The organism is Vibrio sp. OY15 (assembly GCF_000742455.1).
Classification (GTDB): Bacteria; Pseudomonadota; Gammaproteobacteria; order Enterobacterales; family Vibrionaceae; genus Vibrio; species Vibrio alginolyticus.
Map to the genome: position 1 here is coordinate 55,814 of NZ_JPIL01000012.1, position 16,445 is coordinate 72,258.

General features: G+C 49.5%; 11 protein-coding genes. 6 read left to right on the forward strand and 5 right to left on the reverse strand.

Annotated features, from left to right (window positions below):
• The first annotated feature begins 132 nt into the window (after nucleotides 1–132).
• Genes IJ23_RS14395 through IJ23_RS14405 form a run of 3 tightly spaced genes read left to right on the forward strand, consistent with a single transcriptional unit; the run spans nucleotide 133 to nucleotide 3,507 of the window.
• Nucleotides 133–840 carry a response regulator gene (locus IJ23_RS14395; protein WP_005383484.1) on the forward strand — a complete coding sequence of 236 codons (708 nt, stop codon included), beginning with the start codon at nucleotides 133–135 and terminating at the stop codon, nucleotides 838–840.
• Nucleotides 830–2,260: an ATP-binding protein gene (locus IJ23_RS14400; protein ID WP_033906626.1), complete on the forward strand. Its 1,431-nt coding sequence runs from the start codon at nucleotides 830–832 to the stop codon at nucleotides 2,258–2,260. Before IJ23_RS14395 ends, IJ23_RS14400 begins: the two co-directional genes overlap by 11 nt.
• 2 nt (nucleotides 2,261–2,262) lie before the next feature.
• A complete protein-coding gene (locus IJ23_RS14405) occupies nucleotides 2,263–3,507 on the forward strand; it encodes an ABC transporter substrate-binding protein (RefSeq protein WP_033906627.1) in 1,245 nt (414 codons plus the stop codon).
• A 73-nt stretch (nucleotides 3,508–3,580) separates the two neighbouring features.
• Here IJ23_RS14405 and IJ23_RS14410 read toward each other — a convergent pair whose 3' ends face one another.
• The 5 genes from IJ23_RS14410 to IJ23_RS14430 are packed head-to-tail and all read right to left on the reverse strand — an operon-like array spanning nucleotide 3,581 to nucleotide 10,829.
• Nucleotides 3,581–4,783: a type III PLP-dependent enzyme gene (locus IJ23_RS14410; RefSeq protein ID WP_033906628.1), complete on the reverse strand. Its 1,203-nt coding sequence runs from the start codon at nucleotides 4,781–4,783 to the stop codon at nucleotides 3,581–3,583.
• Nucleotides 4,776–6,605, reverse strand: coding sequence for an IucA/IucC family protein (locus tag IJ23_RS14415; protein ID WP_033906629.1), 1,830 nt, complete (start codon nucleotides 6,603–6,605; stop codon nucleotides 4,776–4,778). The genes IJ23_RS14410 and IJ23_RS14415 overlap by 8 nt, the downstream gene beginning before the upstream one ends.
• Nucleotides 6,577–7,782 (reverse strand): MFS transporter, encoded by a 1,206-nt coding sequence (locus IJ23_RS14420; RefSeq protein ID WP_033906630.1) that lies wholly within the window; start codon nucleotides 7,780–7,782, stop codon nucleotides 6,577–6,579. The genes IJ23_RS14415 and IJ23_RS14420 overlap by 29 nt, the downstream gene beginning before the upstream one ends.
• A gap of 6 nt (nucleotides 7,783–7,788) precedes the next feature.
• Nucleotides 7,789–9,621 carry an IucA/IucC family protein gene (locus tag IJ23_RS14425; protein ID WP_033906631.1) on the reverse strand — a complete coding sequence of 611 codons (1,833 nt, stop codon included), beginning with the start codon at nucleotides 9,619–9,621 and terminating at the stop codon, nucleotides 7,789–7,791.
• Nucleotides 9,618–10,829, reverse strand: coding sequence for an ATP-grasp domain-containing protein (locus IJ23_RS14430; protein WP_033906632.1), 1,212 nt, complete (start codon nucleotides 10,827–10,829; stop codon nucleotides 9,618–9,620). Before IJ23_RS14430 ends, IJ23_RS14425 begins: the two co-directional genes overlap by 4 nt.
• 249 nt (nucleotides 10,830–11,078) lie before the next feature.
• Here IJ23_RS14430 and IJ23_RS14435 point away from each other — a divergent pair, with 249 nt between their 5' ends.
• The 3 genes from IJ23_RS14435 to IJ23_RS14445 all read left to right on the forward strand — a co-directional run bounded on the left by IJ23_RS14435 (nucleotide 11,079) and on the right by IJ23_RS14445 (nucleotide 16,399).
• Nucleotides 11,079–13,115 (forward strand): TonB-dependent receptor, encoded by a 2,037-nt coding sequence (locus tag IJ23_RS14435; RefSeq protein ID WP_033906633.1) that lies wholly within the window; start codon nucleotides 11,079–11,081, stop codon nucleotides 13,113–13,115.
• A gap of 120 nt (nucleotides 13,116–13,235) precedes the next feature.
• Nucleotides 13,236–15,374 (forward strand): TonB-dependent siderophore vibrioferrin receptor PvuA, encoded by a 2,139-nt coding sequence (pvuA, locus tag IJ23_RS14440; RefSeq protein WP_025768677.1) that lies wholly within the window; start codon nucleotides 13,236–13,238, stop codon nucleotides 15,372–15,374.
• A gap of 101 nt (nucleotides 15,375–15,475) precedes the next feature.
• Nucleotides 15,476–16,399 (forward strand): Fe(3+) dicitrate ABC transporter substrate-binding protein FecB, encoded by a 924-nt coding sequence (locus IJ23_RS14445; protein WP_033906853.1) that lies wholly within the window; start codon nucleotides 15,476–15,478, stop codon nucleotides 16,397–16,399.
• Nucleotides 16,400–16,445 lie beyond the last annotated feature (46 nt).

A 16,445-nucleotide genomic window follows, 5' to 3' on the forward strand; every position in this document is an offset into this window, starting at 1 on the left:
CGCTTACAAATCTCTTACACCGAGAAGTGAAAATTGCAATCGGCTCGATTGTGCATGGGCGTTTAAGAATGCATCATATTGGCCAGCGCCAAACTCAGGGGCAGGCACAGGGACGGACACAGGGAAAGTAGGATGGAAAACAAGCAGATACTGGTCGTCGATGACAACCTCGACCTTCGCGAAGCGTTGTCGGATTACCTTGGCCGCGCAGGGTTTGAAGTGCTTTGCGCGGAAAACGGCGGCGTGATGTGGCAACTGCTCAACGATCACCATCCTGATTTAATCATCCTCGATATTATGATGCCCGGTGAAGACGGCTTTACCTTGTGCCAGAAACTGCGCAAAAATTCCGATATCCCGATCATCATGCTGACCGCCGTCACAGAAGAAGCCGACCGAGTCGCAGGACTAGAAATGGGCGCTGACGACTACATCACCAAATCATTCAGCCCGCGAGAACTGCTCGCGCGCATCAAAACGATTCTGAGACGCAGCCAATCGACCGCCAATAGCAAACTGACGCGTAAAGTGCGTTTTGACGATTGGTTGTTAGATACCGTAACCCGGCAACTGACCCACGTCGCTAGCCGCGAAGTTAAGCAACTGAGTGGCGCGGATTTGTCGCTGCTCGGTTTGTTCGTCAACCACGCGCAATCAATATTGTCTCGCGATGACATTGCGCGCGAGATCTGGGGACGTGATGCCGACCCGTTTGAACGCGGCATTGACGTGCAGATCAGCCGCTTGCGTCATCACCTTGAAGATAAAGACCGCTCGCTGATCCTAACGGTGCGCAACAAAGGCTACATGCTGACCACGGACGTGCATTATGAGAATTAAACGCTGGACGGGATCACTGGTCGTTCGCACCAGTGTGTTCTTGTTACTGGTGATCATTCTGGCGCAGGTATTATCCGGGATTATCTGGTATCAACACGCCAGCGAACGCGATAAAGAAGGCCTGACCACCACGGTCAAAAGCTTAGCACTGAGCGCTTCTTCCACCATCGCTTTCTTTCAAACCCTCCCTTCGGAATACCGCCACTTGGTGCTCAATCAACTACGCAATATGGGCGGCACGCGCTTTTTCGTCTCACTCAATAATCACCAGATTGAGGTCGACCCACTGCCAGAGAGCGAACGCAAAACGTTGGTCATCAACCAAGTTCGCGAGGTATTAGAAAGCGAGCTGAGCGGCATTCCTAATATCGAGGTGGAGTTCACCCAGCGCGACAAACTCAAAGTGTTCAACAACGAGCTACCTATCGATGAACTGCCACTATTGTGGGCGCATTATTCGCTTTCGTTTGGTGACCTCAATCCACCGATTCTGGTGATGCAGGTCGAAGTCGCACAGAACGAATGGTTTTATCTCGCGGCGGTGCTACCCGCGCCTTACATCAACCTAGAGACTAACTATTTTGAGCTGCGCCAATGGCTGACGCTATTGGTGTCCGCGCTAATGCTGTTGCTGTGTACCTGGTTTATCGTTCGCAAAGAAATTCAACCCATTCGAGAGCTGGCAAAAGCCGCAACCCTGATGTCGAGCCGATTAGACGTGCCCGAAGTCTCTGAGCGCGGCAGCAACGAACTGAAAGCGGCGGTCCGTGCGTTTAACAAAATGAACCGACGCATCGACAGCCACATTAAAGACCGCGAGATGCTGTTCAGCGCCATCTCCCACGATCTGAAAACACCAATTGCCTGCCTAAAACTACGAGCGGAAATGCTGGATGACGACGCCGACCGAGAACGCTTTATCCGCCTGAGTAACGACCTAGACTTGATGGTCAAAGGCGCATTGCAATGCATTAAAGAGACCGATATCCACGAGGAAATCGAGCCGATCAATTTCACCCAACTGATTCAGCACATTTCCGCCAATGTCGCCGATGCGCCGGACACGATTCGCATCCACGGCGAAATCCGCACCCACTTTGCTGGTAAACCGTTAGCGATTAAGCGCTGCATTCAGAATCTGGTCGATAACGCGCTCAAATACGGCCATCAAGCGGACATTACGCTGAGTGAAAGCCCAGAGTCGATCCAGATTGAAATTGAAGATCACGGTGGCGGCGTTGACGATTTATTACTTGAAAAGCTCTGCCAGCCATACTTCCGCGCTAGCAACGATAAAGAAGGCAGTGGGCTGGGGTTAACCATTTCACAGAGTATTGCAAAGGCTCATGGCGGCAACTTGTTGCTGAGCCATTCTCAGTTTGGCGGCCTCTGCGCCACACTGACTTTCCCGAGAGACTGACTATGAACAAACTGGCATTCTGGTTCCCACTGTTGCTCGCCCCTTGCGTTGCTCACGCTGAGTCGCCACAAGGGGTAGAGTTTTTACATTGGTGGACTTCTGACGGCGAGCAGCAAGCGCTGCAAACACTTAAAGCACAACTGAAACAGCATGATATTGAGCTGCTGCAAAGCCCGGTGTTAGGCGGTGGTGGTGACAGCGCGATGACGGTACTGCAAGCTCGCGCGCTGGCGGGTAATCCACCGAGCTTCGCGCAAATCGAAGGGCCAAGTATTAAGGCGTGGGATGCCATCGGTATTTTGCACAACGTCAACGCGGTTGCCGATGAGCAGCGCTGGGACGAGGTGCTCTACCCACTGTCTATCGAAATCAATAAAACACAAAACGGCTATATCGCCCTGCCACTTACGCTACACCGTTTGAACTGGCTGTGGGTCAACCACAAGCTGCTTAAACAACTGAATCTATCCGCGCCGAAAAACTGGCAAGAGATGTTCGCCGCCATGGAGCTTGCTAAGCAAAATGGCATTGTACCGATCGCGGTTGGTGAGCAGCCGTGGCAAGTCGCCCAACTTTTCGAGAACTTAGTGATCTCCACTGGCGGCGTTGAGTTCTACACCAATGCAATGGTTAAACTTGAGCGAGACAGCATCGACAGTGATACCCTGCGCCAAGCGCTGACGCAATTTCGTCGCCTGAGTTTGTTGATCGACAACCAATTGCCCGACAGTAAGTGGGATACGGCGACCCAAGCGCTAGCCGACGGCCAAGCACTGTTTCAAATCGGCGGTGATTGGATTTTGGGTGAGCTGCTCGCCAATCAAGTCTCGGTTCCGCAAGAGGTCGGCTGTTACCCAACACCTGACAGCGATGGTGTGTTCCTCTACAACATGGACAGCTTGGTGTTTATGTCGAGCAAGTCGTTTTCTGCCGAGACGGCTCTGCAAGCCGCAAGCGCGCTAGCAGACGTCGAGTTTCAAGCTAAGTTCAATAAGATAAAAGGCTCGATTCCGGTACGCACCGATATCGACATCAGCGATTTTAATCCGTGTCAGGTCCAGTCATATCAAGACTTTCACTACGGCGTTAAGCACAACCTCGCTGTGCCGAGTATGATTGATTCGATGGCGGTCAATCCGGTTGCTCAGCAAGCGATAAACTCGGAAATCTTCCGTTTTTACCGCAATCCCAAAATGGAACCCGACGAGCTGATAAAACGCATTATTGCTATTTCGCAAAGCGGTTAATGGCAATGAATTTGTGCCGAGTGGAATAAAAAAGCCCCAATGATTGGGGCTTGAGTAAAGCGAAGTATGCCGTTTAGAAATAGTGGAAGATCGGCGGTTCATGCATCAAGAAGTTTTGATGGGAAATGTTCCACGCATAGGCGCCCGCTAAGGTAAACACAACGTAATCACCAATATCGACGTGGGCGACGTGCTGATTGCGTGCCAGCACATCTTTGGGCGTACAAAGCTGGCCAACAAAGGTCGCTTGTGCATGCTGAATTGGGTGAGAAATCTCATGGTGTTGCTCGCTTTTCAGGATGACGAATGGATGGTCATGACTCTGCGCTGCTGGCGTGCGGAAGTGGTGAGTTCCCCCGCGTGCGATGACAAAGTTTTCGCCAAGATTTTGCTTAATATCGAGCACTTCCATCACGTAATAACCGCATGCCGCCGTGATGAAACGTCCGCATTCAAAACGCAGTGTCCAGTCTTGCGCTTGCTCTTTGGCGATGAGGAATTCCAACTTGTCGCAAAACTCCATCCACGGAAAGTGTTGCTCAGGGTTTTGGTAGTTAATCCCCATGCCGCCGCCCAAGTTGATCATCAGCTCACTGAGTTCGAACTCCTGCTGCCACGTTTTCACGACTTGGAAATAGCGCTGCATTAACGCTAAGTGACGTTCAACATCGAGCTGATGCGACATCAAGTGAAAATGGAAGCCTTTCAGTGACACTTGCGGGAAATCGCGCAGCAACATCAAGGCATTACTCAGTTCGGACTCGTCCAAGCCAAATGGAGTCGGCTTGCCACCCATCGCCAACTTGCTGAGCGTGATGTCGCCAATATCGATGTTCATACGCAAAAAGATCGAAGCAGGGCGGTTGAGGCGCTCGGTTAGTGCTCCAATGCGTTGTAGCTCGGTGAGGCTTTCGACATGAATTGCATCAACATCAAGCTCAATCGCTTGTTGCAATTCACTTAGCATTTTTCCGGGGCCACCGAAGATCAATGGCTTATCGAGTTGTTGCTGGTGGAGGTGTGTCAACTCCCCGCCAGATGCCGCTTCAAAACCATCGACATACGGCGCGAGCGTTTTAAGAATCGGGCCCGATGGATTGGCTTTGGCTGCGTAAAATAGCTCGACATTTCTCGGCAAAACGTGACGCAGTTGTTTGATGTGTTCTTCTAAGGCGCTTAGGTCATACACGTATGCGCACAAGGGTTGACTTTGCTGCTGTGCGAGTGTGTGAACTTGTTGGCAAACGAGTGTCGGTAGAGAGAGGGAATTAGACATGTTGCGCTCCTTTTTCGTGTTGCTGCCAAGGCGCGGCGACTTGGGTATAGCCCGACTCCTTATCGGCTTTTTGCATCAAACGCGTGGTGAAATTATTTTTGCTTGGGAAGTGACCGCCATTTAGCAACGTTTCTAGTTCCGGTTGTTTTCCATTCACTGATTGCCAATGCACAATGGCACTTTGCACCGCATTCCACAGCGTTTGCTCTAGTGGCTCATCACCTTCTGCTATGAAGAAAATCGCTTCGCTGATGTTGTTGATAAAGGTGCAGTATCCGATGCGATTCCAGCCTTGTTTGCGACTGTAGTAAACCGATTGTCGCGCGCGTTCAGACAAATTAGTTAATGTTTCTGCTGGCCAGAACTCCGGCAGTAATTTAGTGCCTTCCAAATCACGAATCCAAACACAACACGGCATCTCTTGCTCAAAGCCAATCAAGGTGTTTTGCAAATGCGGTTCGAACGCCACCCCGTGTTTGAAGTAGTAGTTAAACACACCCGGAATTAGGCAATGCAAATAGCGTTCAAACCACAGTGTCGCGATGTCGGAATAGCGATTTTGCGTAGTACGCGCTTTGTTTTTAAGGCGCTGAGCAATGCAACTGTTGCCGTTTTTGTCGTAAGCAAACAGAGCGCCAGCGAGGGTTGGTTTTAAGATATCGACTTCGCTCAGCGAGAAATTTTCGCGATACAAAATCCCAAACGATTCGCGCGCTTTGGTGTTGTCATCCCAATTGCGCTCAGCGACACTTTCTAGATTCAACGTGGTGGCGTAAGGCTCCGTCATCACTTTAAATACGGGGTTGTGCAGCTGTTCGTTTTCTCGAATCGGTTTGAGAATCGACGTGAGCTGCACGGCGCTGTCGAGTTCGTACCACGCGTTTTTGCGCACGCAATTGGTTAATCGTACGTTGATGGAGAATTTCGCAAACCAGTCCATGTCTGGGTGGTAGAGGGTACGAACTGAAGAGGTCGGCTGCATCTTTTCACCACCTAAACCCAGTGGCGTGATCTTGCCTTGTTCAATGGCGCGCTTCACGCTTGGGTTACTCAAAATGGTGTAGCTTTCCCAAGGATGACAAGGGTAGAGGGTCTTCCCATTGCTGGTGGCGTGTTGTGGCGCGAGCTGTTGTAGCATGTGCTGAGCAGGGTTAGCTTCTCTATCGGAACTCAGCACATCAAGTAAGGACGTATCCACTTCAAACCAGTACAGCGGGACTTGCGCGCCGACTTCTGGAGAAAACGCCAAGAGATCATCCATGGTGACGCCCGAACGACTTTTTGGGGTCGGATGGAAAGTATGCCCCCAAATCAGAGACTGTTCCGAAGCGATAAACTCGTTGTGATGCGATTTGGGCGCGACGTTGAGAAACTGCTCGGTAACCAGCACGCTATTTTCCAGTTGTTCGATCAGCTCATGGTTAAACGGGATCGCCAACACCTGCTTGAGATAGTTAAGCAAAAGCGTAAGAGTTTGCGTGGCATCCAATTTCGCCCAACCAGATCCCGGCATTTTCGCCCAAGGCAGTTCTGCCAATTTGATTTTGCCCAGTTTGCTCGCGTAGTGAATCGGCAAAACCAGCACGCCATTTTGTTGAGAAAGATGAACGGCTATCCGCTGTTTAGCGGGATAGTTGCGTTTTAACGTTTGGGGTAGCGATGTCGATTGGTAGTGCCATTCCACTTGTTGATTCGGTAGCGCAAATTCACGTAAGTAACAATTAAGAACACCCATTATCGTGTTGAGTTGGGCTTTCTCACGGTTGAGCTGCACCTCATGTGCGCGCAACTCGCTAGTCTGAGAGGATTGAGTTTGTAACATGTTGATTTCCAAATTTTGAGTGGGGAACCAGCGCGATCAAGGTGATTACGCTGACTATCGCAGAAAGTAGGAAAGGAACCTCAAGTAGCCCCAAGCTAGAAATGAAAGAAGCGCAAAATCCCGCTGCCACGCCACCCCATTTGGACATGGCATCAAAGCGAGAAAATACTTTGCCACTGAGTTTGCGATCCAGATTGCTCGCAAGATGCTGATGCAATCCGTGATAACAACACACCATCGCGATGCCGAAGATAATTCTCGCAGCAATGAGTGCGGTTTCGGACGCAATCAAATGCAAGGCAGAGCTCACGGCAAGCAATGCAAACCCAAGCCACAACGTGCGCAGCGGTTGATGGCGATTCAACCCATCTGACAACACGTGAATTTTTCCTGCCAGCAACAGATAGACGCCATGCGGCAGTGCGTACAAAAAACCGATCCATGCGTGGTTAGTGATGCCATATTGCTGCACAAACGGCGAGAAGTAAGGAAAGGTCACCACCATAGAAAACGCAAACCCGAATTGAGCAAAGAAGATCCAACGAATGGCATGCATTGCGTTTTTCTGTGCAACCGGTTTTTCTTGCTGAGGTTCTGAGTTTGGCTTTTCGAGGTTTTGGTCGGCGGGTTTATCCGCTGGCAGTGTTAGCGTGATGCCCATAGCAATTAAAGGCAAAACGCATAACCACAGGTACGCGTTGAGCGGGTTGGTCTCTGACAAGCTCCAGCCGAGCCCAATGGGCGCAACGATCAGCGCCAAGCGAGCAGATAGTTGGGTTTTATTGAGTGACTTGCCGAGTGTTTTGGCTTCTTTAATTTGACTAGATAAGTAGCTGTTCGAGGCGGCCATGGTGCCGCCAAAGGTTCCTTGAACAATAAGACCAAACACAAACATGGCGAGGTTGTCTGCCAAGCCGCACAGCGCAAACCCTGCTGCAAGGCCAAGTTGCGCACGCAAGAGTGAGAGGCGGCGACCGTAGCGATCGGCAAAGTTGCCCCAAAATCGCGCCGCCAACGCAGTACAAAACGTAGGTAGGATAAACAATACCCCTGCCCAGTCCGCATCAATGCTTGCGCCTAACGTTGGCAACACGACGGGTAGAAATAGCGGCATACCTAACGCGGCAAACGCAGCGATAAAGTGGCACAACAACACACTGTAGATGAGTTTGGTCATAATCGTTTAACGTACGCTTTTTTTGATGGCTTCTAAGTAGGCGCGTTGCGCTTCTTCGTTAGAAAGCAGCAAGAAGTTCGGAGCCGACAAACCATAGAACTTATTGATGTCACTCGCGCCGGAGGCTTCTTTCGAGAGCAAACTGCCAGAGCTCAACAAGTACTTGGCGTACAAATCAGGCGCCTCTTGCAGTAACTCGCGTGCCAGTTTTGTCTCTAACCCTTCGCCTTCCAATCGGTTGAGTTGCTCTGCAATGCTTTTGGCCACGATGGCGTAAAGCGATGCTGAAGAGGCAATGCCCTTCGCTGCCATAGATTCTACAATCGCTGCGATATCCAGTTGCAGTGTGATGGTGGTAAACATCTGACCGAGCGCCAATTCATTGTCGACTTTGATGCGTTGGTCGAGCAGTTCATCGCAATCCACTGGAATTGTTTTTTCGCCGTGTTTTTCGGCAGCATGGTCTGTTGCAAAGCGGAAGCGCTCTGGCCAAACTCGCGCCGCGTCGTTGTCTTTCATCGCGAGCGTCATTCTGCCCTGTTGATCAAATGCAACGATGGCGTTTTGCTGGTTGGACTCCAATGCGATGCCATAACGAAGCCACAAGGTGAGGTGCACTTGGCATAATAGATCGACGTAATCTTGGAACCACGCCAGCGTATCTTGTTGATAGTAATGTTCTGCCAAATGTTCTAAGAACAAGCGGTCGTCAGGCATTGGGCTTGCTAGTGCTGCAACCGGAACTAACGCTTTGTCTTCGCAATGAGTAAGTGGGTACTCACGTACGATGTACGCGAAGGTTTTATCCTCGCCGATGTGTCCACCGTGTTTTTCGTTGCAATGGAACAAGCGACTGTTTAAGTCGGCGTCCGTTTGTTCAAGGTGGCTGAGTAGGCGTTCAAACCAGTGGCCGTCATACAGTGTTGAAGGCTTGATTAAGCGAATATTTTTCGTGCCTAGCGATCGCATGATCAGCGGAACCTTGATGTGAATGTGCGGTGCCTCGTTGACGACCACAGTACGAACGGAAAGCGTCGGCGTCACGTCTAGATACGTTAAAGGCGCTTCTATCACACCTTCGGGTAAGGCTTCTAAAGATCGCAGGGTGAGCGGATGTGCAGGGAACAGAACGTGGCTCAGTGCAAAATCAGCAGGAAGCCCCACTTGCTCCATTGTTGGCCAGCAATCAGGTTGTCCGCTGGTTAATGTCACCAGTGATTTTTCAATCGCAATCCAATGCAGAGCAAAGCTTTGTGCGAACTCGGGCGCGTACTTAGCAAGGTCTTCATCGCTCAGGCCAAACTTCGCCCGCGCAGTTGGATAGTACGGGTGGTCAAGGTAAGAAGCGATCTGGTCGGCTAGCAGCAGTTTTTGATGCCAAGAACCAAGCTCGGATATTGGTTGAGAAATGTGGTCTGCATGATGATGAAACGCTTGGTCACACAGCGCTTTGTGTTTCTCTGCACATTCCAGTTCTTGAAGGTATCCCGCCAGCAACTCGTGAGAGCTCTCGTGCGCCAGTGTCGTTAGTAGCGCAATCCACTCTTTGTAATGCTGTTGATGCTCGACTTGGCCATTTTTCTCCACCCACCAACCTGGTGGTGTTTCGTCATTGGCGTGACCGTAGCGCCAGTGCTGCATGTAATACGTTGGCGCAACAGGTAAATACAACGTGAAATCAGAGTTGGCAAATATCAGCCAGACTTGCTCGTCTTGAGGAACAATTACCCCTTTTGGCGCGTCTCTACTGAACTTGGCCTTCGACAAAATGCCAAACATGTCTTCGCGCAAGCAAGTGTCGATCAATCGTTGCGTTAGATACAAAGCGTTGTCATTCATGCTGCCACCTCACGAGTCGGAGCTAGATCGAAATTGCTAAGCGCGTTCTGCAGCGCTTGGTCGAGGTTTCGCCCTGATGGTGAGACAATCGAAATTCGGGCGAGATAATCCTTATTGGAATAACTCTGTTGGAAGTGTTCTCCAGCGGTTTTTAGTACCTGTTGCTGGGTGATGATATCGTCATCGTGTTGGATGAACGACGTCGAACCTCCGTCAATCACACCACTGTGTTCCGCAACTACGTAGTGCACGTGCGCTGACCCATGAATTTGGTAATCGCCGTCCAATCTTCGACCCAGATGCAGACCCAAAATCGTGCTAAACCAACCGAAGGGAGCGAGATTGTTGAGCAAGAATTCGCGGCCATCTCCAATACTGCGGTAGTTAATTTCCACCAGAACCGGGCCATTTTCCGTAATAATAAATTCGCTGTGGCAAACTCCAAAACCAACGCCGAACGCTTTCAGTTGAGCCAAGACGGCTTCTCGGTGAGCAATGCCGTTTGGTCCGTTCCAGTCTGCGGCGGTTTCGATAAAGTAAGGCGGCTCAGAGAGCGACACATCAAAACCGCCCACGGCGATAAGTTGGTTACCGTCTCCTAAAGTTTCGAGCGTAACCAACGGTCCTTGAAGAAACTGCTCCACCAGAATGGCGGCGTTTGGGTGCTTTTGCCAAAACGCCTCGCAGTAAGCATCGAGCTCGCTTTGGGAGTCACAGCGCTGTACATCTAAACTTGCCACGCCTTCTTTGGGTTTTGCTACGACAGGGAAGGCCATGCCTAATGCCACATTCGAATGGCGATGCAGCAAACAGCTTTGTGTGTTGGGTAAGGATTTTTCATTTAACACTTGTCGAGTTAAGTGTTTGTTTTTGGCCTTTAACGTGACAGACCAATCTTTGGATGGGAGGCCAAAAAATTGCGCGCAGATGGCGGTGGAAGTTTGTAAGTGATCACTATTGCTGAAAATAGCGTCTGGCTTTAATTCATGCTCCGTGATGGTTTCGATGAGTTCTAATGGGTTGAAGACATCACATTCTAGAATGGTATCCGGATTAAAGTGACTATCATGACTCGCCAACTCTAAATGGCTGAGCTTATGGTCGGTGATAAGAACGACGTGAAGGTCCATCGCTTTAGCTGCAGGCACAAAGCCGTGAGTGACTGCATCGTTAACGACATGACTTACGATAATCATCGTAGATTTCATGAGCTTTCCTAATTTTCTAACATTTTCTTCTAACGTTGATAAAGTCGCTCACGGTCGTCTTCCAATGTGCCTCTCTCGAGACGGAGGGCAGAAGTTTTAGTATTTATTGTTATGATATTTGGTTTTTTTGTTGTTAGTTGTGTTTTTAGGGTAAATAAATATAGAGCATAAAATTAATATTGCAAATAGAAATAATATTTGTTCTTATTTCCATCCGTTGGCTTTATAACAACTAAACGGAATTATGGAATGAATAAATTATTGACCCTGACCCCCTTGGCGGTCGCGATTGGTTCTTCATTAGTAGCACCAAGCGCAGTGGCTTCAGAAGAGACGAACTCAACCTCATCAGCAACTGAAACGATTCAAGTCTTCGGTCATCAGTACGAAGGTTATGCTGAACACATGCCTCAATCAGGCACCAAAACCGATGTGGAATGGCTTGATGTGCCACAAGCGGTATCCGTAGTAACGAAAACAGAAATGCAAGACCGAGGCGCGGTGCGTTTAGTGGATGCGCTAGATGGGGTAGCCGGGGTCAATAACACCTTGGGCGAAGGCAGCCGCGATCAGTTCATGATCCGTGGTTTTGATTCACTCAACGATATGTACCGTGATGGCTTGCGAGATGACGGTACGTTGCAGTCTTACCGCAGCTTAGCGAACGTTGAACGCGTTGAAATTGTGAAAGGCCCTGCGGGTGCTTTGTATGGCCGCGGTTCGGCTGGGGGCATCATCAACTTGGTGACGAAACGCGCTAACGGTGAGAATTTTACTCACGTAAACGGTAGTGTAGGCAGCAACAACCAGTATGTTGGTCAGGTCGACAGCTCAATGGCGTTTACAGATAAGGTCAACGGGCGTATTAACTTGGAATACCGTCAAGCCGACTCGTACGTTGATCATGTTGATTCAAACGATTTCTTCATTGCACCGACCATTCGTGTGTTACCAGCGGACGGTCACACCATTGATATTGACGTGGAATACGCCCATCAAGAACTAGTGCCGTATCGTGGTGTGCCATCAAAAAATGGCAAGCCAGTTGATTTGCCAGTAAGCACTTACTTTGGCGGCACAAACGACTATCAGGAGTCAGACAGTCTCCGTATTGCGGTGGATTACGAATGGCGTCTGAATGATCAATGGGTATGGAACAACCGAGCGGCGTTCAACCATATCGAACTTGAGCAAAAAGGCACGCGTCAGGGCAAAGTGACGGGTAATGAAGTGTCTCAAACCGTCAACAACTTTGGTTACGATCCACGTACTACGACCACTTTACAATCTGAGTTGGTTTGGGAAACCAGGGACAATCAATTGATGGTGGGTGCAGATTTCAACCAGATCGATATCGACCTAACGTTGGCAAGTGACAAAACGCTTCCTCCGCAAAATATATACGACCCAGTCGTTGGTCCAACGCCTGATCCGGGCTTTAAGCCATTTCGTGACAATACCACCACCACGACAGGTTTGTATGTGCAAGACGTCTATACGTGGGGCGACCTTTCTTTGATCGGTAACGTGCGTTACGACTCGATGGAGCTCGAACAACAAAAAGCGGGCTCAGATAAGGAAAAATTGGATGATGACAAAGTCAGCTACCGTGCTGGTTTGGTATACCGCATCAATTCCGACACATCCGTATACGCCAGTTTAGCGCGCTCTTGGCAGTTACCGTACGCTGGTATCTACATCAATCCAAAATTGGCGGAATTCTTCCACACCGACTTAAAAGAGGTGGGTGCGAAAGCGTACCTTTTGGATAACGCATTAATGTTGAATGCGGCACTGTTCCAGATTGATCAAGAGCAACCACAAACTAACGTGGACGGCGATGTGATCGATAAAATTGAAGTGCGTCACCAAGGTATTGAATTAGAGGCTCGCGGTCAAATCACCAAACAGTGGGACATCTCTGTGGGTTACAGCTACTTGGACGCGGAAGACAAAGCCACAGGCAAAAAGCCGAACGATGTATCAGACCACTTGTTCTCTCTTTGGAGCACTTACCAATTGGATGACAACTGGCGTTTAGGCGGTGGTGTGAAGTACGTGGGCGACCGTTACGCAGGTAACGACGAAGCTGTCGCACTTGGCGATTACACAACGGTGGATTTGATGGCGGCGTACACCACTGGTCGTCATAAAATCCAAGCGAACGCTTACAACATTTTGGATGAGAAATACATTCTTGGCGCAACAAACGGCACGTCTGGCTTAAACCAGATTGGCTACGGCGCACCAGCCGAGTTTATGCTCAGCTACGGATATCAGTTCTAGGCTTTTTGTGCGTAGTTAGCGCCTGTTAGCCAATTTTTACCTCATATTGAGGATGTTTAGCCCCGAGAGCTTACGGGATGTATTCTGCCCGAGGCTCAATTTCTCGCAAAGGAGATCTTAATGTCTTACCAGAATTTGGATGGTAAAGTGCGTGTACGTGCTGGTTTGTCTACCACTTACAGTGTGCTTGCGATTGCAATCGCTTCTGCCACATCCATGAGCGCGGTTGCCGCTCCTGCTAAAACAGAACAAACTACCGCGATGGAAACCGTCGTTGTCACTGGTAGCGTGATTGGTAAATCTGAAATTGAAGACGTCAAAGAGTACCCAGGTGCTCGTACCGTCATTACCCGCGATCAAATCGAGAAAACCGCCGCAGGCTCGATTGATAATGCGCTACAGCGCGTGCCGGGTATTAAAGTTCAGGATGAAAGCGGAACGGGCGTATTGCCCAACATTTCCGTACGTGGTTTGAAAGCAAGCCGTAGTGGTCATGCTCAGTTCTTGATGGATGGTGTACCGCTAACACTTGCGCCATATGGTCACACTGGTCAGTCTATCTTCCCAGCAACACTGTCGATGCTTGATCGTATTGACATTGTACGCGGTGGTGCTGCAGTACAGTACGGCCCAAACAACGTCGGTGGTGTGATCAACTTAGTGACCAAACCGATTCCACACACGTGGCAAACTGAAATCAGTAACCGCCTTACCGTGTTTGATGGCGGTGATGCGCCGCTGAATGATTTTTACCTACGCACGGGCGGCTGGTTAAGCGACACATTTGCACTACAGTTGGAAGGTAACTTCCTAAAAGGTGAAAGCTTCCGTGAACATTCCGATACGGACGTGAAGAACTTTCAAGCTAAAGCACAGTGGCTATTGAGTGACACTCAAGAGATTCAAGCATTCCTGCAACGTTACGATGCTGAAACGCAAATGCCGGGCGCACTTTCGCCACAAGACTACGAACAAGATCGTCACCAATCGAAACGTCCTTACGATGATTATGAAGGTAAGTCGACACGCTGGAGTGTTAAGTACATCCACGATTTGCCATTTGCCGACAGTGCCGAGCTAGAAGTGCTAACGTTTGGCCATAAGTCAGAGCGTCTTTTCAAGTGGGGCTTTAACAGCGCGGGTGGCCATTGGGCGGATCCGGCTCTGCCAGCGACGGACGTTCGTACCTCTCCACGTGAATTTACCGTGTATGGTATAGAGCCAAAAATGGCGATGTACTTTGGCGAAGGTAAATCCGTTACTCAAAACTGGATCGTGGGTACCCGTTATGTTAATGAAGACATTGACTACAAACTCACTCAGACTCCAATCGCCGGTGGTGCAACCAGCGTTCCGCGTGATTGGCATCTAGATACGGACGCGTTTGCTGGATACGTTAGCAACGAAATTGGTTTGTTCAATGATACATTGAAGGTAACGCCTGGGTTGCGTGTTGAGTCGGTTCGAATGACGTTTACCGATCGTGGTAAAAAACAAACGGCAGACAACACCGTGACGGAATGGTTGCCAGGTTTGACGGTGGCATACAACTTAACTGACCAGTGGGTGACGTATGCGAACGCGCAAAAATCACTTCGTGCGCCACAAATTGCCTACATCCGAGGTTTGGGTGAAGAAGGTAGCGAACTGGCTTGGAACTACGAAGTCGGCGCGCGTTACACCCAAGATGCGACCAGCTTTAACGCTGCACTTTATCGCATCGACTTTGAAGATCAATTGCAATGGCAAAGCTCAACGCAGACCTTCGATAACATCGGAAAAACACTTCACCAAGGCATAGAGCTTTCTGCTCGTTACGTGCCTGAAGCACTACCTGCACTGAGTTTAGGCGCAAGCTACAACTATCTAGACGCTACGCTTGAAGAAGAAGGCGCGAATAAAGGTAATCAACTGCCTTACACCTCTAAGCATCAGCTTGGTTGGGATGCAACCTACGCATTTTACGGCATGGACACCACGCTATCGGGCTTCTACTTTAGTGATTCGTATACCGATAACGCCAACACCAGTGCCGAAGATGCAACTGGCGCAACGGGTAAAGTACCATCTTACATGGTGTGGAACTTCAACTTGGGGACGGATTTATACAAAGACGACAAAGGCAAGTTACGCATGAATGTTGCGGTGAACAACTTGTTTGACGAGGAGTATTACTTCCGCGGGATTGATACAAGCCCAGTTGGTCGGTACCCAGCTCCGGGACGCTCTTACACACTGGATCTGAACTATCAGTTTTAAGCGTTTCGTTCACCGAGTTTGAAAAGAAAAGTCGCCAATTTACCTTGGCGACTTTGCCGATCTTAGATACTGGAAAACTCTTAGCACTGGAAAAAAGCAAGATGAAAAATAAAAAACAATTTACGATCAAACACTTTTCAACCGTTTTGCTGATGCTACTGAGCTCAGCTTTGATGTCATTTAGCGCATTTTCTCAGGCGCGCAGCGTGCAAGATGAGCAAGGCACTTTTGAGCTAGAAGCGATACCTCAACGTATTGTGGTTTTAGAATTTTCGTTTGTCGATGCATTAGCGGCAGTCGATGTCTCACCGGTAGGCGTCGCCGATGACAACGATGCCACACGAGTCATTCCTGCTGTTCGTGCCAAGGTTGAGCCTTGGCAATCGGTCGGCATGCGCTCGCAACCGAGTTTAGAGGCGATTGCGGTGCTCAAGCCGGATTTGATCATTGCTGATGCAGAACGTCATCGCGCGATTTATCAAGATTTGCAGCGAATTGCGCCAACTTTGCTGTTAAAAAGCCGTGGTGAGACATATCAAGAAAATCTCGAATCCGCACACAAAATCGGCGTGGCAATTGGCAAACAAGCGAAAATGACACAACGAATTGAGCAGCACAAACAGACCATGGCGGAGTTCAAACAGCATTTTGCAACACAAGAAACCATTCAGTTTGGTGTGGTTTCTGACAAAGGGATGTGGCTGCATAGCCCGGTTTCTTACGCTGGTGGCGTTTTGAGTACGCTAGGCATCCAAAGCCCGCTGGCTCCATCTGAGCAAAAAGCGTATATCCCAACCAGTTTCGAACTTTTACTAAAAACCAACCCTGATTGGTTGTTAGTTGGACTTTACTCTCAACCAAATATTGTGGATGAGTGGCGCAAAAATCCATTGTTTAAGTTGCTAACTGCTGCAAAAAAACAGCAACTTGTTGAGGTTTCTCCTGAACTGTGGTCGTTAAATCGCGGCATGTTGGCTGCGGAAGAAATTGCCCGCAATCTTGAAGCGTTATTGGAGCGCTCATGAGTGCGGCGATAAGCTCGGAAAGCGCGTCTTCGGTTAGCAAATCGCA